General features: G+C 42.7%; 20 protein-coding genes. 3 read left to right on the top strand and 17 right to left on the bottom strand.

The window, feature by feature from the left end; all coding sequences use genetic code 11:
- On the top strand, nt 1-228 hold a 228-nt coding region (locus tag B2W49_RS00800; RefSeq protein ID WP_414630566.1), incomplete at its 5' end, for a transposase.
- 610 nt (nt 229-838) lie between these two features.
- On the opposite strand, the gene infC is transcribed toward B2W49_RS00800, so the two are convergent.
- The 3 genes from infC to B2W49_RS00815 all read right to left on the bottom strand — a co-directional run bounded on the left by infC (nt 839) and on the right by B2W49_RS00815 (nt 3,743).
- Nucleotides 839-1,387: a translation initiation factor IF-3 gene (gene infC / locus B2W49_RS00805; RefSeq protein WP_074964463.1), complete on the bottom strand. Its 549-nt coding sequence runs from the start codon at nt 1,385-1,387 to the stop codon at nt 839-841.
- A 5-nt stretch (nt 1,388-1,392) separates the two neighbouring features.
- Nucleotides 1,393-3,315 (bottom strand): threonine--tRNA ligase, encoded by a 1,923-nt coding sequence (gene thrS, locus B2W49_RS00810; protein WP_291333646.1) that lies wholly within the window; start codon nt 3,313-3,315, stop codon nt 1,393-1,395.
- 272 nt (nt 3,316-3,587) lie between these two features.
- Nucleotides 3,588-3,743, bottom strand: a complete 156-nt coding sequence (locus B2W49_RS00815) for a hypothetical protein (protein WP_291333648.1) — start codon at nt 3,741-3,743, stop codon at nt 3,588-3,590.
- A gap of 580 nt (nt 3,744-4,323) precedes the next feature.
- Between B2W49_RS00815 and B2W49_RS00820 the strand changes: the two genes are divergently transcribed.
- A complete protein-coding gene (locus B2W49_RS00820) occupies nt 4,324-5,970 on the top strand; it encodes an acyl-CoA synthetase (RefSeq protein ID WP_291333650.1) in 1,647 nt (548 codons plus the stop codon).
- 114 nt (nt 5,971-6,084) lie between these two features.
- Here B2W49_RS00820 and yjgA read toward each other — a convergent pair whose 3' ends face one another.
- The 9 genes from yjgA to mazG form a co-directional block, all read right to left on the bottom strand.
- Entirely contained in the window at nt 6,085-6,618 is a 534-nt protein-coding gene (gene yjgA, locus B2W49_RS00825; protein ID WP_291333652.1) for a ribosome biogenesis factor YjgA, read from the bottom strand.
- A gap of 2 nt (nt 6,619-6,620) precedes the next feature.
- A complete protein-coding gene (locus B2W49_RS00830; RefSeq protein ID WP_026438354.1) occupies nt 6,621-6,890 on the bottom strand; it encodes an HPr family phosphocarrier protein in 270 nt (89 codons plus the stop codon).
- Nucleotides 6,887-7,738 (bottom strand): RNase adapter RapZ, encoded by an 852-nt coding sequence (rapZ, locus tag B2W49_RS00835; RefSeq protein ID WP_291333669.1) that lies wholly within the window; start codon nt 7,736-7,738, stop codon nt 6,887-6,889. Before rapZ ends, B2W49_RS00830 begins: the two co-directional genes overlap by 4 nt.
- 24 nt (nt 7,739-7,762) lie before the next feature.
- Nucleotides 7,763-8,608, bottom strand: a complete 846-nt coding sequence (gene panC / locus B2W49_RS00840; RefSeq protein ID WP_291333671.1) for a pantoate--beta-alanine ligase — start codon at nt 8,606-8,608, stop codon at nt 7,763-7,765.
- Nucleotide 8,609: 1 nt separating this feature from the next.
- Entirely contained in the window at nt 8,610-9,419 is an 810-nt protein-coding gene (gene panB / locus B2W49_RS00845; RefSeq protein ID WP_291333672.1) for a 3-methyl-2-oxobutanoate hydroxymethyltransferase, read from the bottom strand.
- A gap of 48 nt (nt 9,420-9,467) precedes the next feature.
- Complete coding sequence (gene folK / locus B2W49_RS00850) at nt 9,468-9,956, bottom strand: 2-amino-4-hydroxy-6-hydroxymethyldihydropteridine diphosphokinase (protein ID WP_291333674.1); 489 nt, start codon at nt 9,954-9,956, stop codon at nt 9,468-9,470.
- Nucleotides 9,953-11,419 carry a polynucleotide adenylyltransferase PcnB gene (gene pcnB / locus B2W49_RS00855; RefSeq protein WP_291333676.1) on the bottom strand — a complete coding sequence of 489 codons (1,467 nt, stop codon included), beginning with the start codon at nt 11,417-11,419 and terminating at the stop codon, nt 9,953-9,955. The genes folK and pcnB overlap by 4 nt, the downstream gene beginning before the upstream one ends.
- A gap of 129 nt (nt 11,420-11,548) precedes the next feature.
- The gene (locus tag B2W49_RS00860; RefSeq protein ID WP_291333678.1) at nt 11,549-12,013 is read right to left on the bottom strand and encodes a ComEA family DNA-binding protein; all 465 of its coding nucleotides are present in this window, start codon (nt 12,011-12,013) and stop codon (nt 11,549-11,551) included.
- A gap of 16 nt (nt 12,014-12,029) precedes the next feature.
- The gene (gene mazG, locus B2W49_RS00865) at nt 12,030-12,791 is read right to left on the bottom strand and encodes a nucleoside triphosphate pyrophosphohydrolase (protein WP_291333680.1); all 762 of its coding nucleotides are present in this window, start codon (nt 12,789-12,791) and stop codon (nt 12,030-12,032) included.
- A 108-nt stretch (nt 12,792-12,899) separates the two neighbouring features.
- Between mazG and B2W49_RS00870 the strand changes: the two genes are divergently transcribed.
- A complete protein-coding gene (locus tag B2W49_RS00870; RefSeq protein WP_291333682.1) occupies nt 12,900-13,673 on the top strand; it encodes an SDR family oxidoreductase in 774 nt (257 codons plus the stop codon).
- Nucleotides 13,674-13,765: 92 nt separating this feature from the next.
- Here the strand turns inward: B2W49_RS00870 and der are convergent, their stop codons facing one another.
- From der to ispG, 5 genes are all read right to left on the bottom strand, one after another.
- The gene (gene der / locus B2W49_RS00875; RefSeq protein ID WP_291333684.1) at nt 13,766-15,178 is read right to left on the bottom strand and encodes a ribosome biogenesis GTPase Der; all 1,413 of its coding nucleotides are present in this window, start codon (nt 15,176-15,178) and stop codon (nt 13,766-13,768) included.
- Between the two features lie 218 nt (nt 15,179-15,396).
- A complete protein-coding gene (gene bamB, locus B2W49_RS00880) occupies nt 15,397-16,545 on the bottom strand; it encodes an outer membrane protein assembly factor BamB (protein ID WP_291333686.1) in 1,149 nt (382 codons plus the stop codon).
- On the bottom strand, nt 16,545-17,246 hold the full coding sequence (locus B2W49_RS00885; RefSeq protein ID WP_291333688.1) for a YfgM family protein: 702 nt from the start codon (nt 17,244-17,246) through the stop codon (nt 16,545-16,547). The genes bamB and B2W49_RS00885 overlap by 1 nt, the downstream gene beginning before the upstream one ends.
- A gap of 30 nt (nt 17,247-17,276) precedes the next feature.
- Nucleotides 17,277-18,572 (bottom strand): histidine--tRNA ligase, encoded by a 1,296-nt coding sequence (gene hisS / locus B2W49_RS00890; RefSeq protein WP_291333690.1) that lies wholly within the window; start codon nt 18,570-18,572, stop codon nt 17,277-17,279.
- A gap of 3 nt (nt 18,573-18,575) precedes the next feature.
- Entirely contained in the window at nt 18,576-19,697 is a 1,122-nt protein-coding gene (gene ispG, locus B2W49_RS00895) for a flavodoxin-dependent (E)-4-hydroxy-3-methylbut-2-enyl-diphosphate synthase (RefSeq protein ID WP_291333692.1), read from the bottom strand.
- Nucleotides 19,698-19,709: the final 12 nt, after the last annotated feature.

Consider the following 19,709-nt stretch of genomic DNA (forward strand, 5'->3'; position numbering starts at 1 on the left):
CATTCACCCTGGCAAAAAGGCACATGCGAAAATATGAATGGTTTAATTAGGCAATATTTACCTAAAGGGATTGATTTAAATCAGGCAGATCAGCATTATTTAAATCAAGTTGCCATGTCACTGAATACTCGTCCTAGAAAAGCGTTAGATTGGCTTACACCATTAGAGAAATTTGCTCAGCTTGTTGATTATCATAAGACTTTTCAAACTCTCCCACCTCATGTTTGAATTCGCCCAGTATCCGGTTGCTATCTTTAAACTTGCAGCAGTATTTTTTGTTCTCTTGCCGCTCTTGGTAACTTCAGTTATCTTCTATATCGGGCGGAGCAACAATAAGACTTATGTAGAAATCTGGACGCTATTCATTGAGCTGGAACTGACCATGCTCTTATACAATCTAGGCTGTATTGCCATCGCAGTGGTCTTATGGAAATTTACGTTTAATCATTACACCACAGAAAATTTATTATAGGGTTTGGAACATTCCCATTACTTTAGGCATTCAAAAACATGAAATTTATGATTGCCGGATTAATCATCAGTTTGATGCACCACTTACTTGGATGTTAAGGCAAGTAAAAACTTTCGATTCAACGAGTGATCTAGATGCATTTGACAGAAAAATGGGAACCATAGAGTTTGTTTTTATTCATCAACAACCCATCAATTGGCTGAGACATAAATTCAGCCTGATGTATTTACTCAGTTTTTCCAAACAGCATCGTCATGCGATTGTTCAAATGCTTCAAGACCATTGGAATTTAAAATTCCATCGAGACTCATAAAACCAGCATCAAAAAGCCCTGCGATTGCAGGGCTTTTTAGACTCAATAAGTGCTTACTTTTTCTTTTTAGGACCAAGCAGCATTCCCATTTGACGACCTTCCATTTTTGGTGCTTGTTCAACTACACCATATTCAACTACGTCAGCTTCAACTTTTTGTAATTGAGCCAAACCTAACTGTTGGTGAGCCATTTCACGACCACGGAAGCGTAAAGTGATTTTTACCTTGTTTCCTTCTTCAAGGAATTTGATAATTGCACGTAATTTTACGTTGTAATCGCCAACATCAGTCGCAGGGCGCAGCTTGATTTCTTTCACCTGTACTTGATGCTGTTTTTTCTTCGCTTCTTTCTGCTTTTGCTTTAGATCAAACAAATGCTTGTTAAAGTCCATGATTTTGCATACTGGTGGTTCAGCATTTGCCACAATTTCCACCAAATCAAGGTCTACGCTTTCTGCTGCGCGTAATGCATCAGCCAAGCTGACAATACCTTTTTGCTCACCATTTTCGTCTACAAGACGGACTTCTTTTGCACGAATTTCATCATTCAAAGCAGGACGGTTAGATTTTCCGCCCTGTTGATTACGGTCAGGCTGTTTAATCGCTGTTACTCCACAATATACCGGCCGCGTTCTGCGACGGCTGTTTTCACTAGGTCAATGAAAGCATCAATTGACATAGTACCCAAATTTGTTCCTGAGCGAGTACGGACGTTTACCGTTCCTTCTTCCACTTCACGGTCCCCAAGTACCAATAAGTATGGAATACGCTCTAATGTACGCTCACGAATCTTAAAGCCGATTTTCTCATTTCTCAAGTCAGAAATAGCACGAATACCGTTTTCTTTAAGTTTTGCGACGACCTGTTCACTTGCAGCAGCTTGTGAGTCGGTAATATTCATAACACAAGCTTGCACTGGCGCTAACCATGGTGGCATAAAGCCTGCATAGTGCTCAATAAGTATACCAATAAATCGTTCAAAGCTGCCAAGAATTGCACGGTGCAACATTACAGGCTGATCACGATCATTGTCTTCAGTGACATAAGATGCCTCTAAACGTTCAGGCAAGTTAAAGTCACACTGAATTGTACCACATTGCCACACACGACCTAAGCAGTCTTTCAGTGAGAATTCAATTTTCGGGCCGTAGAACGCGCCTTCACCCGGTTGTAACTCCCAATCTAGACCTGCAGCATCCAGAGCATCTGCCAAAGATTTTTCTGCAATATCCCAAAGTGCATCATCTCCCACACGTTTTTCAGGACGTGTAGACAGCTTCATTTGCACCTCTTCAAAACCGAAATCTTTATAAACATCTAAAGTCAGTTTGATGAAGTCTGCAACTTCAGGCCCAATTTGCTCTTTGGTACAAAAAATGTGAGCATCGTCTTGTGTAAAGCCACGCACGCGCATAATGCCGTGCAATGAACCCGATGGCTCATTACGGTGACATGAACCAAATTCTGCCAGACGAATTGGCAAATCACGATACGACTTTAGCCCTTGGTTAAAAACTTGTACGTGACATGGGCAGTTCATTGGTTTTACTGCATAATTACGATTTTCAGAATGGGTAGTGAACATATTGTCTGCATAGTTGGCAGCATGTCCTGATTTTTCCCATAGCGTAAAATCGACCACTTGCGGGGTACGAATTTCCAAGTAACCGTGGTCTTGTTGTACTTTACGCATGTATTGCTCAAGTACTTGGTAAATCGTCCAGCCATTTGGATGCCAGAACACCATGCCTGGCGCTTCTTCCTGCATGTGGAACAAGTCCAAAGCTTTACCAATTTTACGATGGTCACGTTTTTCTGCTTCTTCTATACGTTTGATATACGCCGCGAGTTGCTTTTTATCTGCCCAAGCCGTACCATAAATACGTTGTAACTGTTCGTTTTTGGCATCACCGCGCCAGTAAGCGCCAGAAATTTTGGTGAGTTTGAACGACTTTAAGAATTTAGTGTTTGGAACGTGTGGACCGCGGCACATATCCAAATAGTCTTGGTGATAGTACAAGCCCATTTGAGTTTCGTTTGGCATGTCTGCAATCAAACGTAATTTATATTCTTCGCCACGTGCTGTGAATTCTGCAATCACCTCATCACGCGGGGTCATTTTTTTCACAACATCATAATCTTGGTCGATGAGCTTTTTCATACGCTCTTCGATTGCTGCCAAGTCATCTAACGTAAATGGGCGTGGCATCCAGATGTCATAGTAGAAACCTTCTTCAATGACAGGGCCTATCACCATTTTCGCTTCAGGGAAAAGCTGTTTTACCGCATGCCCTACTAAGTGCGCACATGAGTGACGGATAATTTCTACACCTTCTTCATCTTTAGGCGTAATAATTTGTACGGTTGCATCTTCAGTAATTAAATCGCAAGCATCGACCAAACGATCATTCACACGTCCAGCAACTGTATTTTTGGCAAGACCTGGACCGATGCTTTGAGCAACTTCCATCACAGATACGGCTTGATCAAACTGTTTTTGATCGCCATTTGGCAAAGTGATAATAGGCATAGATAAAAATCCTTAAGGAGTGATGCCCCGTACCATGGAGCATATCACCGCGAGATTATGATTAAGGGAGACCCTCAAAAGATAAAAACGGTGTATAAATAAAAAGCGCCTTAAATTTTACACGGCTTGCGTTCAGGTTTAAACCTTTGTGTACTAAAAAAGCCAAAGAATCGGTATTTCAGCTGTTTTTATTCCCTGCAGGTTACCCACAGCGTGAATTGTCCATGCTGATAGGCATACACCTCGGCAAACTGTGGTAACACCGCCTCACTCTACTGCGGGCGTAAAAACACGTAATCATCTATTTGAATGCAATGCTGTTTGGGCAATTGAATCAACCCTTGATTGCTGTTACGTCCATATAAGGCATGTGGATGACTACCCTCAGGATAAATATAATCTCCCATCCAAAAATAATTACTTTGCATATCACGCTCCCCTGTTCAATGCGCTTACTTTGACGATTGCTTGAGTTGTTTATTGAACATCACGCTGCACTCAAACTTGGAGTCGTGAAAATATGACTTAAAATGGATTAACCCATTTTTGCTGTGGATCAAGCTGCTCATGAAGTTGCGTAAAAGTAAGCGTGCACTGAATAGACCTTATGAATTCATTCTATAAGCCTTAATTTAGTCCCTACTTAAAAACAAGTGGGGGACTTAAATTTATAACTACAAATAACCAGACGTAGATTACATCGCGCCTATGAGCATGACTGAAATTAGCCAACCACTTGGCTTTAGTGAATTACGGAAATTTTGACGTGCATTTAAGCGTTGGATAGGACTCAACCCATCACTCTATAAAGCCAAATAACAAAATAAGTGATTTTTTTTATTGAGTAAAAAAGCTGCTAATTTTTACTGAAACTAATTTTTAAATATACTTACAAGTGATTCAAAATAAAAACAACAGATTTTCGACTAAAGCATAAATGCAAAGCTGCCATAAAATCCCTATCGTTTTAAGTTGGATAAAATAACGACACATATATGGAGAATAACAATGGTCAGCGCATACGATGAACTACCGCGTACCCCTGCGAACTTTGTCGCCTTGTCCCCGTTACGTTACTTAGAGCGGGCAGCTTATATTTACCCTCACCAAAACGCGATTATTCACGGTTCACGTCAAATTACCTGGCGCGAAACTTATTTGCGCTGCTGCCAATTTGCGCATCAACTTCAAAATTTAGGCATCAGCAAAAATGATACTGTTTCGGTGCTGCTCCCAAATGTTCCCGCCATGCTAGAAGCACACTTTGCCGTACCAATGTCAGGTGCAGTGCTGAATACCTTAAACACTCGTCTGGATGCTAAAACACTGGCATTTATGCTCGATCATGCAGAATCCAAAGTGCTTTTGGTGGACCCTGAATTTGCGGCTTTAGCACAAGAAGCGTTGCAGATGGTCAATCATGAAATTTACGTGATTGATGTCAGCGATGCAGAATATGAGCATGCTGCCAATGCTCTTAGCATCGGACAGATTGAATACGAAACTTGGCTGGCTGCAGGTGACCCCAATTTTGAATGGCATTTACCTCAAGATGAATGGGATGCAATTAGCCTGAACTATACTTCGGGCACGACAGGCAACCCGAAAGGCGTGGTCTATCATCATCGTGGTGCTTACATTAATGCAGCCAGCAATATTATTGCCTGCGGGATGACCCCACGTGCAACCTACCTATGGACATTGCCCCTATTCCACTGTAATGGCTGGTGCTTTGCATGGACAATGGCGGCCAACGGTGGCACCAATATCTGCTTGCGAAAAGTCGACCCTGAACTGATTTTTAAATTAATCGCAGAGCACAAAGTCGATTATTTCTGCGGTGCACCAATTGTCTTGTCGATGCTCATCAATACCCCAGAACAGAAAAAAACCCAGTTTGATCACCGTGTTGAAGTGATGGTTGCTGGTGCTGCACCACCAGCAGCAATTATTGAGGGCATGCGCAATATTGGCATTAATGTGACTCACGTTTATGGCTTAACTGAAACCTATGGCCCATCTGCATTGTGTGCTTCTCAAGCTGGTTGGAGCGACCTATCCATTCAGGAACAGTCACAATTACATTCGCGTCAAGGCGTTCCTTACCCATTGCAAGATGGCATGAAAGTTTTAGACCCTGAAACCATGCAACCCGTGCCAAAAGACGGCAAAACCATGGGCGAAATTATGTTCCGTGGCAATATCGTGATGAAAGGCTATTTGAAAAACCCAGAAGCTACCGCAGAAGCATTTGCAGGCGGTTGGTTCCATACGGGCGATTTAGCTGTCTGCCAACCTGATGGCTACGCCAAAATTACTGACCGTTCTAAAGATGTGATTATTTCAGGTGGTGAAAATATTTCTTCACTCGAAGTGGAAGAAGTGTTGTATCAACATCCTGCAGTTTTGACCGCCGCAGTGGTGGCAAAACCAGACCCACGTTGGCAAGAAGTCCCGTGTGCCTTTATTGAACTGAAAGAAGGTAAACAGGTCAGCCCTGAAGAAATTATTGCCTATTGCAGTCAACATTTAGCGCGTTTTAAAGTGCCAAAGGATGTGGTGATTACTGAAATTCCCAAAACGTCGACAGGTAAGCTACAAAAATTTGTACTGCGCGAATGGGCCAAAGAGCGTTCAGTCGGTGAGTGTGGCTAAAATTTGAAAAATCCCTACACATAACAGGCCAAATAAAAAACGACTCGGCATGAGTCGTTTTTTTGTGCAATCATCAGCTCACGCTATCTATCTTCTTAGATAAGGAACACTAATTTAGCTTTCTGACAATAAAGCGACTTGCTGCACATAGTTAAACAACTTGAGTTTAGATGCTTCAAGTTCTTCTACAGACATTTCTTGCTTCATATCACGATGGATACGCAACACATGCTGACGCAGCGTATGACGCTCAGCCGCTTTATAGGTTTTACTAAAATCATTAATTACAGGGTCGCCATCTTTAATGATTCGCTCCACCCAACGCTGTAACTGTGCGGTTTTTTTCGCACCTTGTTGCGGGGTCAAATAAGACAAAATTACGCTTTCATCTTCATTACGCAACAATTTACCAATACGCTGACACTGACGACGACGTGCTTCATGTGAAGTAATACTTTGCAATTCCAGTAAAGCATCAATTAAACGCTCTTCTACTGGAAGTTTTTGAATTTGTTTGGTGCTTAACTGCGCCAATTGTTCGCCTAGCGCAGCCATACGTTGTACGGCTTTTTTCTGTTCGGTTTTACTTGCACGCCCTTCTAAAGATTCAAAGTCATCTTCGGTAAAACGTTGCGGTCGACGTGCCACGATTAATCTGCCTCGTAAAATTTTGCTGCAAACAGTGCTTGAATATCAGATAAAGCTTTTTCTTCATCTGCACCATCAATCACCAAGCGTAAAGTAGTTCCCTTGCCTGCACCTAACATGAGCAAGGACATAATATTTTTAGCATCAACCAATTTGTCGCCTTTACCAATTTGGATTGACGAACGAAATTTAGTGGTCACTTCAATCAGCTTCCCAGATGCCCGTGCATGTAAACCTAGTTTATTAATTACGTCAACAGTTGTGTCAATCATGACCAGTGCTTCATTTCTCGGTGTAAGACTTGAATAGACCATTGTGCCTCAAGTGCTTTCTTTAGTCTATCAACGATATAGACAGAACGGTGTTGCCCACCCGTACAGCCAATTGAAATGGTAATGTAGTGGCGATGCCCTTCGGCAAACGCTGGCAACCATTTTTCTAAAAACTGCTGAATGTCATGAATCATTTCATGAGTTTGTGGACTTTGTTGCAAAAATTCCTGCACAGGTGCATCTAAGCCTGAATATTTCCTGAGCTCCAAATCCCAATGTGGATTGGGTAAATGGCGTACATCAAAGACATAATCGGCATCTAAGGGAATTCCGTGCTTATAGCCAAAGGATTGTAAAATTACAATGAGATTGTCAGTTTGCCCAAGCTTAGACAACAACACGTGTTTTAAATCATGCACACTTTTGTCGGTAGTATCAATATGCACCGAAGAGCGAAACTGAATGGGCATCAACAAGTTTTTTTCTTCTTGAATACATTCATTCAAGCTTTTAAAACGATTAGAGAGTGGATGCGGACGGCGTGATGCGCTAAAACGGGCAATCAATTCCTGATCTTGCGTGGTCAGATAAATAATATCGACTGAACCATGCTTTTGCAGTTGCTCAAATACCAAATCAAACTCTTGCAAGTCGGCACGGGTACTGCGTACATCTACCCCCAATGCCAACTGTTCCAAGTTATTTTCCTGATCCAGTTTATCCACAATTTCGGGAAGCAATGCCAAAGGTAAATTATCAATACAATAATAACCCAAATCTTCCAACACTTGTAATGCCGAAGATTTTCCAGAACCCGATTGACCTGTTACGATCAAAATACGTTTCATGGCATGCAACCCTTCTCTTGTCAGCTATGCAGAATGTTTGACCTGCAAATTATCAATTAAACGTGTATTGCCCAATTTTGCCGCAACGAACAACACTAAATCTTCACTAAACGCTTCAATTTTCTGCAGTTCTGTTGTACGCGCCTCTACATAGTCCACAACAAAGCCTGCTGCTGTCAATGTTGCTTTAATATTCGCTAACACTTGTGACAAAGTTTCACCTTGCTGTAATGCTTGTGCAGCTGTTTTTAAACTTTGATAAATTGTCGGTGCAATTTGACGCTGTTCCACACTCAAATACCCATTGCGTGAACTAAGTGCCAAACCATCAGCTGCACGTACAATTGGTATACCAATCACTTCTAGCGGAATATTCAAGTCGCGTACAAACTGACGAATGACTGCCAATTGTTGATAGTCTTTTTCACCAAAGAAAGCATAGTTTGGCTGTACCATGTTGAATAATTTGGTCACGACCACCGCAACACCATCAAAGTGTCCAGGACGCTGCAAACCACACAAGTCTGCCGTAATCTGGCTGACTGAAATATTGGTCAAACGTGGTTTGTTACCATACATTTGCTCAACTGAAGGTGCAAAAATAATGTCGCAGCCAACCTCTGCTAACAATTGACTGTCTTGGTCTAAAGTTCGTGGATAACTATCAAAGTCTTCATTAGGCCCAAATTGAATTGGATTGACAAAAATACTAACCACCACCACATCACATATTTTTTTCGCTTCGCGCACTAAAGTTAAATGCCCTTCGTGCAAATTGCCCATGGTCGGAACAAAACCAATGCTTTTTCGTGCAGCGCGTGCAGGCTGTAACGAAGCCGCTAAGCCTTGAATTGTGGTTTCAGTTTTCATATTACAACTCGACTTGGAAAGTTTGTTCACGTGCTGGGAAAGAGCCATCTTGAACTGCAGCATGATAGGCTTTAAACGCATCTAAAATGGCAGTTTCACCCGCTTGTTCTTTCATAAAATTACGCACGAATTTTGCGACACGGCCAAAAGTCAACCCCAGCATGTCTTGCACCACCAATACCTGACCGTCAGTGTCTGCGCCCGCACCAATTCCAATAACGGGAACTTCAGGGAACAAGGCAGAAATTTCTTGACCTAGCTGTGCTGGCACACATTCTAATAATAGAATCGCAGCGCCAGCTTCTACAACAGCTTTACAATCAGCAATTAGTTTATCTGCAGCTTCACGGGTACGTGCCTGTAATTTATAACCGCCAAATACATGCACCGATTGTGGCGTTAAACCTAAATGCACACAGACAGGAATACCATTACGGGTCAGTGTTGCAACGGTTTCACAGAGCCATGCACCACCTTCCATTTTGACCATTTGCGCACCCGCCTGCATCACTTCTTTCGAGCTTTGCAATGCATCATTTAAGGTGGCATAACTCATAAATGGCAAGTCAGTCAAAATAAAAGCATGTTGATTACCACGACGCACCGCCGCAGTGTGATAAGCCATATCCGCCACGCTTACAGGCAAGGTTGAGTCACGTCCCTGAATAGACATACCCAAAGAATCACCAATTAAAATCGTATCAATTTCAGCAATTTCCATTGCTTTCGCCATGCTTGCATCATAGCAAGTCAGGCAGGAGAATTTTCGACCTTCCGCTTTAAATTTTCTTAGGTCACTTAAACTAATCATGAAATATTCCTCTATGGAAAAAGCATCACGCATGCTTAATTTAAAACTTTATAGCCCTGCCCAATTGCCTGCATCCACAACAGTTAAGCTCGGATGTTCAAGCAATGGCGAGTGTTTTAATAATTGTCCTTTGACGCTTAAGTTAGCATCCAAATCTAACAGCGGGATGACGACAAAATCGCGTTCTAACACCCCCACATGCGGTACAGTCAGACGTTCATTTTGAATACTAGCATCAGCATAAATCAACAAGTCTAAATCTAGCGTACGCTCACCCCAATGACGTAAACGTACCCGACCTGACTCATGTTCAAGACGCTGCAATTCATCTAACAATGCCAGGGCTTCAAGCTCGGTATCTAAACGTACCACAGCATTCAAATAATTAGGCTGATCTTGTGGTCCCATTGGTGGGCTTTGATACAGTTTAGATGTCTGCACCTGCCCCAGTGTTGCCAGTTTTTGCACCGCTTCAGTCAAAATTTGACGCGAATCGCCTAAATTACTGCCTAAACCAATATAGGTGATGTTGCTCATTGTGTTGGCCCAAAAATCACTTGGCCTAAATCACGTTGCACACGTTTACGTTTTAAAATTGGATGATCTGCACCAATACCTGAACTGCTTGCTGTAGCAGTCAATTGCGCTCGATTTTCTTCATATTGTTTCGCTTTACGCGCACGACGACTTCGAGGCTCAGGCTCATTCACCAAGGGTTCAATCTGCATATCAGCAGCATGTGTTACTGGTGTCACATCAACAGGCTCTTGCGCTGTTTTACGGCGACTCTTGGCACGAAGTCGATTGTATTGGGCAATCGCACGTTCTTTTTCATCGGTGCTCATGAGCTGGTAGGCATCCCACCACTGTCCCATCCCTAAAGTCGAGCTATCACCTGCTTTTTCACGCAGTAATAAAAAGTCAAACCCTGCACGGAAACGTGCATGCCCAGACAATGCTTCAATTTGCTGTGGTTTCGGTTGCAATAAACGGGTTTGCATTTCCCAAACTTCACGAATAAAAGTTTCAGCAAAGCGCGGGATAATGGTACGTGTCGCCTGACGTTTCAGCACATCTAAACCAGCTTGCGCTCGCGCTTCGGCTGCCACCACACCTTTAGAAAGATAAAAGTCACAACGCTCTAAAAACGGTTGCCACAACAGCACAGCATAGAAAAATGCAGGGTTGATGGTTTTACCAATTGCAATTCGTTGATCGGTATTTTTTGCTGCACGCTCAATAAAAGAGTTGATGTCAGGCTTGATGTCGGCAAATAACTGACGCCAAATACCAAACTCAATCAACATAGGCAGGACTTTGCTTAAATGTCCCATCGTAAAGAGTTTTTGCGACTCATCATATAAACGGTGTGGTGAAACATCACGCAATAACTGCGTCATTTCAGGCGTAAAAATTTTAAGAATTTTTGGATCAATATTGAAATTTAATTTGGCAGCGAAACGCAAAGTACGCAGCATACGCACTGGGTCTTCTTCAAAACGCAAGGTTGGGTCACCCAATAAGCGCAAGTTTCTGTGCTTAATATCATCTACCGCATTGCAAAAATCGAGTACGATGCCTTTGCGTGGCTGGTAATACAATGCGTTGATTGAAAAGTCACGACGAGCAAAATCTTCCTCTATTGTACCCCAGTTATTATCGCGCAGAATCATCCCTGCGGCAGACGTCACAGCTTTTTTGGGTGGTGCTCGGAAAGTGGCTACTTCAATCAATTCACGTCCTGCATAGACATGCGCCAACTCAAAACGTCGTCCAATAATTCGGCAACGTCGTCCGAAAACTTCTTTCACTTGTGAGGGGGTAGCATTGGTTACGGCATCAAAATCCTTCGGATTTAGCCCTAACATTAAGTCACGAACTCCACCACCGACTATATAGGCTTCATAGCCTGCTTTGGTTAAAGCATCTAGAACATCTAAAATGGAAGAAGGTAATTGAGCGGTAGATAAACCACATTTTGACGCGCGCAAAGTTTGCAAAAGACGCTGTCTCCTACGTCTGAACGTAAAACAGATAAGATGTCGCTAATCATATCTCTAACACAATCAAAGGGCAATTTGATTCACACGCTAATTTTGCAATGTGCGGTGCTAAAATTCTGCTTGCAGCTACAATGCCAACTTGTGTTTATTCTTGGCAAATAAGGCAGGCCCAATCCCTTTGACTTGCTGAAGTTCTTCAATACTTTGGAATTTTCCATTTTGTTTTCGATATTCCACAATCGCTTGTGCTTTTTTCATACCCACCCCAGACAATTGCTGCAATTGTTCTAATGAAGCACTATTTAAACGCACCTGGTTTGAATGCGCACTTTGCTGGGTAGGACGCGCTAAATAATGTTCTGCGGTTGCTGAGGCTTGAGTCGCACTTAAACGCTGATCTTGCGCAGCTTGCTGCGCTTTCCATTTTAAATAATTTTGATCATAGCTGTGTCCATTCACCTGAGTAGACTTGGACTGCACATTTTGTGCTGTAGTCCATGCGCTGATACTACATAACAGCAATGCAAGCCAGTACTGCCATCCGAAAGAAAAAAAGCGAAAAGAAACTTTTAATTGCTGCGATATATTCATGTTGCTGCAAAACCTGTCATTTTAATTGTTGTTTTGCCTGCTCCCAAAGTTGATCCATTTCTTCTAAAGTCATATCTTCTATTGTTTTTTGTTGTAATTCGGCCTGATCTTCAATGTAAGCAAAGCGTGTTCTAAATTTATGAATCGTGCCCAATAATGCCATCTCACTGGACACGCCAAGTTTACGCCCAACATTGATTAAAGAAAACAAACAATCCCCAAATTCATCCACTATTTCGTCGGATTGTTGCTGCTGAATCGCATTTTGTAGTTCTTGCAATTCTTCTTCTAACTTACCATAGGCATCTTGCACAGTATGAAAGTCAAAGCCCAACTGTGCCGCATGCTGTTGAATTTGCTGTGCTTGCACCAATGCGGGTGCATGTTTCACCGCATCTAAACGGGACTTTGCTTTACCCTGTTTTTCTTGTTGTTTGATGGTTTTCCATAAGGCAGCAACATCTTCTGCGCTAAGCTGTGTAAACTGTTCTGCATGAAACACGTGTGGATGCCGACGGATCAATTTATCGCAAATGGCTTGTACCACATCCTGAAAATCAAATGCACCTTCCTCGCTATACATTTGTGCCTGAAACACCACTTGCAACAACAAATCACCTAGCTCATCACGTACATCATCCACCTTGCCTGAACGCACTGCCGCTTCAACTTCATAAGCTTCTTCAATCGCATATTGAGTCAAACTTTCTGGGGTTTGTTTTTGATCCCACGGGCATTGTTGACGTAATTGTTGCATGATGGAAAGCAATTGCTGCATGGGTTGTTCCTTATTTCAATTTATTGCACGAATGTAGCTATTTTTTTGTTATGCTCAGACAGCAAGGACGATATGCACAACAAAAATAACATCAGGGAGCAAGTTCAAATGCACAGTATCTTGATTAGTGGCGCTGCACAAGGCATTGGTGCGGCGATCGCACAATTGTTTTATCAACAAGGTTACCGTGTCGGTATTTATGATATTCATCTCGCACAAGCGCAGCAATTGGCAGAACAATTGGGTGAGCGTGCACATGCAGGTTTACTTGATGTGGCGGACTATGCCAGTTGGCAAGCTGCATTATCTGATTTTTGCCAATGGGCAGGTGAATTGAATATTTTGGTGAATAATGCTGGAATCCTCTACTCAGGCGCATTTGAGAACACCCCTATAGAAGCGCATCATCGAACTATGGCGGTGAATGTAAATGGTGTGTTGAACGGCTGTCATGCGGCTTTTCCTTATTTAAAACAAGCCAGTTTTGCGCGGGTGATTAACCTATCTTCTGCATCTGCGATTTATGGACAAGCCGATTTAATTTCTTATTCTGCTTCCAAGTTTGCAGTGCGTGGCATTACGGAAGGTTTAGATATAGAGTGGCAAAAATACGGCATTCGGGTCTTAGATGTCATGCCGCTATTTGTACAAACCGCAATGGTTAAAGATATGGATGCAGCCACCATTCAAAACATGGGTGTGCATTTATCAACAGAAGATGTTGCACAGGTGGTGTATCAACAAGCGACGGTTAAAGATTCGATTCTGACCAATACGCATCGTGCAGTCGGTTTAAAAGCCAAAACCCTGATGCAACTTTCAAGTATTAGCCCGCAATGGTTAAATCGTTTGTCGAATAGCTTGTTAGCGAAGCGGCATTAATTCTACATCTATCATATTTAGATTAAGTCACTCAAAAAAAATCCCGAATTCACATTCGGGATTTTTTAATCAAACTCGTCAAAGTTTAAGCCTTAGCCTCGCTTAAACTTCTTCTCGGCTTTCTTAAACTTCTGCACATAACGGCGACGACGTGCCGCTGTGCGTTCATCCACTTGTGACTTACGTCCTTCAAACGGGTTTTCAGAGGTCTTAAATTCAATTTTTACAGGTGTACCTTCTAGTTTATAGACTTTACGGAACACGTTTTCTAAATAGCGACGATAATCTGCAGGAGTTTTGTCTACCTTATTACCATGAATCACAATGGTTGGCGGGTTCTGTCCACCCATGTGTGCATAACGCATTTTGATGGCACGACCTTGCACTTTAGGTGGATGGTGTGCATCTGTTGCATCATTCAAAATTTGGGTCAGTTTCGCAGGTGACACTTTTAAGCGTGATGATTCATAAGCACGGTGAATTGAAGGATATAAATCGCCCACACCTGTACCATGCAAGGCAGAAATTAAATGAATTTTTGCCCATGGAATAAAGTCAAAACGACGCTCAACATCTAACTTACATTGTTTGCGATCATATTCGGACATATTGTCCCATTTGTTAATCGCAATCACCATGGCACGCCCTGCTTCAAGCGCATAACCAATTAAGTGTAAATCTTGCTCGACAATGCCATCTCGTGCATCCACCACAATCACCACCACGTGTGCATCTTTCATCGCTTGCAAGGTTTTGACAATCGAGAATTTCTCGATCATTTCATCGACCTTACCTTTACGACGCACACCTGCAGTATCAATCAAGGTGTATTTACGTTCATTGCGCTCAAACGGAATATAGACAGAGTCACGTGTCGTACCCGGCTGATCATATGCCACCACACGTTCTTCGCCCAATAAACGGTTAACCAGTGTCGATTTACCTACGTTTGGACGCCCAATAATAGCTAAACGCAAACCTGTATCTTGATCATGTGCATCTGGGTTTTCATCTTCAGGAACATCCGCCAAAACGTCTTCCAGCATTTGCTGAACGCCTCGACCATGACTAGCGGCCACTTGCAATGGCTCACCCATTCCCAATTTAAAGAATTCAACCAAAGCGGCTTCGGCATGTACGCCATCTACTTTGTTCGCCACCAAGAATACTTTTTTGCCCAAAGTACGCAATTCACGCGCAATTTGCTCGTCCGATGCTAACAAGCCTGCACGTGCATCGACCACAAAAATGATCATATCGGCTTCGTGGATGGCTGTTTTAGATTGTTCAGCCATATAAGAGTCGATGCCACCTTCACTTTCGCCAATACCGCCAGTATCAACCACAATGAAAGATTTATTTTGATAGGTTGCATCACCATATTTGCGGTCACGTGTCAGACCTGCAAAGTCGGCAACAAGTGCATCACGGCTCTTGGTAATCTGGTTAAACAGCGTTGATTTTCCGACGTTCGGACGACCAATGAGCGCAATTACGGGTTTCATAGATTAACCTTTATTCAAGATCAGTCAGTTTCAATGGTCTGTACATCCGAAACTGTGGAAGAAAGAACAGAGTATGGATGTTGGGTTCAGCGTTGCGACCACGCAAACGACAAAGAGAACATCGACCACTCTATTAAATAAAAACACGGGGCATTGATGATTCAATTACCCCGCGTAAAAATACGGACAACTATTTTAGCATAAAAGTCAGAACAAAATTAGCGGTTCTGCCAAACGCTTAATGCGCCCTTTTGCGTTGCGACATAGAGTTGATTGTCAATTACACGCAATGAACGGACTTCGCCATTGGTTTTTGAACGTCCAACCAGTTGCCCTGAGCTTGGATCAATGAGGTGTAAAACACCATCTAAATCACCGACCACCAAATATTTTCCAAACAATACAGGATTAGATAAACGACGGTTCAGTAAACTGTCATTTTCCCAAAGTAATTGCCCAGATGTGATTTCGTAAGCTGCAATTTTGCCATCTGTAGTGCTGACAAATACACCATTCCCCGCAACTTCTGGGCGTTTGGTACTGCTTGCATCTTCACTCCAAATCACTTGTTGTGAAGCCAAGTCCAATACTGTGACCTGACCTTGGTAACTTGTAGTCACCAAGAATTGACCCGCAACCACAGGGTCACCATCAATGTCATTTAAGCGTTGAATGTCTGAACGGCCTTCACTAATAGCAACACGGCGCTGCATACGTGGTACGCCTGTAACAATATCTAGCGCATACACATAGGCATTTGCTGAAGCAATCAGCACAGTACGTGAATCGAGCGCAACGGGTGCCGCCATGCCACGTAAGCTAAATTGCACGTTTGGCAAATTGTAAGTCCAAACCAATTGCCCTGTTTCGGCATTGTGTGCATATACCGTGCCGTCATTGCTGACAGTGACCACACGACCTGCCTGAATTAACGATGGCGCAAGAATTGCACCTGTTAACTTTGCAACCCACTTTTGTTCGCCTGTTTGCTGATCTAGGGCGAACAATTGTCCTTTGCTGTTGCCTGCAACCACTATTCCTTCTGCAGCATTGACACCTGCCGTTAAGCCTTGCTTAGACACTTGTTTTTGCCAAAGGCGCTGTTTGCCTTGATAGGCGGCCATTTCACCTTTAGGATCAACGGTATAAACCACCCCATTTTCTGCATCTAATTGCAGACGCAATGGATCGGCTGCTGTAGTCGATGCAACGCTTTGTGAAAACACAGGAACTAAACTTTGTGCTTGCTCAAGTTTTGGTAGTGGATTAGGCTTAACTTCTGCAACTTTAATTTTATTGGTGGAACACCCCACCAAAGCAAGGGTTAAAACGGTCAGTGCAAACGGTGTTTTATACTTTCTATTCATTAGCTCTCATCCACTTGTGTTTCTAATACTGGGCGTTCAATTTCAGGATCATCCACCAAAACACCAACACTTTCGAGTTTTATTTGTAAAATTTGACGCTCTTGTTTACGTTCCGCCAAAGTATCCCATGCACTTTGATACGCTTTTTTGGCATTTTCACGGTCATTTTTCGCGACATAAACATCGCCACGCGCTTCATCTGCAGTCGCTTTAAATGCAGGATCAGTCACCGCTGCCAAACTTTGAATAGCTTCATCGTATTTCTTTTGCGCCAACTGTGCATAAGCCAAACGCAACTTAACCAATTGCAGCAAGCCTTGGTCTTTCACTTTAGAGTTTTCAACTTTCTTTAAGGCTTTTTCTGCAGCAGCAAAATCTTGCTGATCGTAAGCGAGTTTTGCCATTAAGAATTGGGTTTGAATGGCTTGCACAGAATCTGGAGCTTCTTTCACAATTTTATCGGCAGTTGCAGACAATTGACTAAAGGCATCTGGATTGCCTTCCGCTGTACGTGCATCATCCATCAGTTGTTGCACTTTAGCTGTATTCATTTGCTGCTCTGCCAAGGTTTTTTTCTGCCAATATTGCCATCCGAAAAAGGCAATCAACGCAATTAAAATCCCGCTAATCATGGCTGAACCATATTTTTTCGCAAACGATTTTAAACTATCAAGTTGTTCGTCATCACTCAATGCGCTCATTGGATTACCCTTTTCCTTATGTTATTTGGCTTATTGTGAAGAAAATTTTTCAATGATGAAAGGTACAATTTCAGCAACAGCAACTGCAGTTTGCTCGGCAGTTGCCAAAGTTTTGACTGCCAATTGCTGTGCTTCTGCTTCGCGCTCACCAAAAATCAAGGCGTAGATTGCACCTGATTGATCGGCTTTTTTCATTTGGCTTTTCATTGAGCCTTGTGAACCTACTTTTAAGCGAATCTGGCTGCCCGCTTGTTCCAATTGGTCACGAATTTGCTCAGCTAAAACCAACGCTTTGCCTTGAGTTGTTGGGTCTGCCAACAAGAACACTTCACAATCACGTACAGCTGTATTGTCTTCAACCTGTTCAAGCAATAACAATAAACGCTCAATACCCATTGCAAAGCCCACGGCAGGTACAGACTGATCTGCTTTACCTTTCAACTGCCCCACCAAACCATCATAGCGTCCGCCTGCACAAACTGTGCCTTGCGAACCTAAATGCGTGGTTGTCCATTCAAAAACGGTTTTGTTGTAATAATCTAAACCGCGTACCAGTTTTTGATTAATCACAAACTCAATGCCAGCATCGGTTAAATATTGCTGTAATTGGGCAAAATGATTCAGGGTGTCTTCACCCATAAAATCATGCAATTTAGGTGCATTTTCTAGAATGCTTTGGGTTTTAGCATCTTTCGAGTCCAAAATACGCAATGGATTGGTACTTAAACGACGCTGTGAATCTTCATCTAAATCGGCTTTGTGCGCTTGCAAAAATTCAACCAAAGCGGCACGATAGGCTGCACGCTCATCCGACTCACCCAAGGTATTTAACTCTAAGCGAACTTTATCGGCAACGCCCATGCGTTTCCATAAACGCGCAGTCATTAAAATAAGTTCGGCATCCATATCGGGTGTGGCAACACCAAAAGTTTCGACACCAAATTGATGGAATTGACGATAACGACCTTTTTGCGGTTTTTCATAACGGAACATCGGACCGATATACCATACACGCGGTGTCGCACCACGTAGCAAATTGTGCTCTAACATGGCACGTACACAACCTGCAGTTCCTTCTGGACGTAAAGTCAAAGACTCTGGCGGATTACCCTTATCTAGGAATGTGTACATTTCTTTTTCGACGATGTCTGTGGCATCACCAATTGAACGCTTAAACAAATTGGTTTGCTCGACCATTGGCAAACGAATTTGTTGATAACCATAAGCATCCATTAAAGATGCTAAATGTTGCTCTAGACGTCTCCACGCTGGTGTTTGCGTTGGAAGAATGTCATTAAAACCTTTGATTGCAACAATTGAACTCATGTCTTACTCAGAAAAGTTTGTACGAATAATCTCTTTAGATTTAGCTTCTTCAAGCTCTGTCACACGTTGACGAACCATGCTTTCGATTTCATCAACAAGTTGGTTGGTATCAATTAAATGGCTTTTTTCACCATTTCGATATACCAACGAACGTGGACTTGCACCCACCACACCAATATCCGCCTCTTTGGCTTCACCTGGGCCATTCACTTTACATCCAATAACCGATACATCCATAGGCGTGCGGATATCTTCCAAACGCTCTTCCAAAGCCTGCATCACAGAAATCACATTAAATTCCTGACGTGAACAGCTTGGGCAAGCAATGAAGTTAATGCCGTTTGAGCGTAAGCTTAAAGATTTAAGAATATCAAAACCAATTTTGACTTCATCTTCAGGTTCTGCCGCAAGCGAAATACGCATGGTATCGCCAATGCCTTCCATGAGCAGACCACCCAAGGCAATTGCAGACTTTACGGTACCAGTACGATAAATTCCTGCTTCAGTCACGCCCAAATGTAATGGATTATCAATTTTTTGTGACAATAAACGATAAGCATCCATCGTTAAAAACACGTTCGATGCTTTGACTGAAACTTTAAATTCCTGAAAATCTAGACGGTCTAATATATCAATATGACGCATGGCAGATTCTAGCAATGCAGCCCCTGTTGGCTCACCATATTTTTTCTGAATATCTTTTTCCAGCGATCCAGCGTTCACACCAATTCGCATAGAAATGTCATGATGTTTGGCTGCAGCCACCACTTCACGAATCTTGGCTTCCGAACCAATATTGCCTGGGTTAATCCGTAAACAGTCCGCACCCGCATCGGCAACCGCCAACGCAATTTTATAATCAAAGTGAATGTCTGCCACCAACGGCACAGACACTTGCTTACGAATTTCACCAAATGCAGCTGCGGATTCCATTGTCGGTACAGAAACACGCATGATGTCTACACCTGCATCTACACAACGCTGAATTTGTGCCACAGTTGCAGCAACATCGCAGGTTTCCGTATTGGTCATACTTTGGATGCTGATGGGCGCATCCCCACCCACATAAACAGAACCCACACGAATTTTACGGGTCGGACGGCGTTGAATTGGATTTACAATCATGATATCGCTCTA

The organism is Acinetobacter sp. UBA801, from assembly GCA_002296655.1.
In the GTDB taxonomy this organism is placed as follows: Bacteria; Pseudomonadota; Gammaproteobacteria; order Pseudomonadales; family Moraxellaceae; genus Acinetobacter.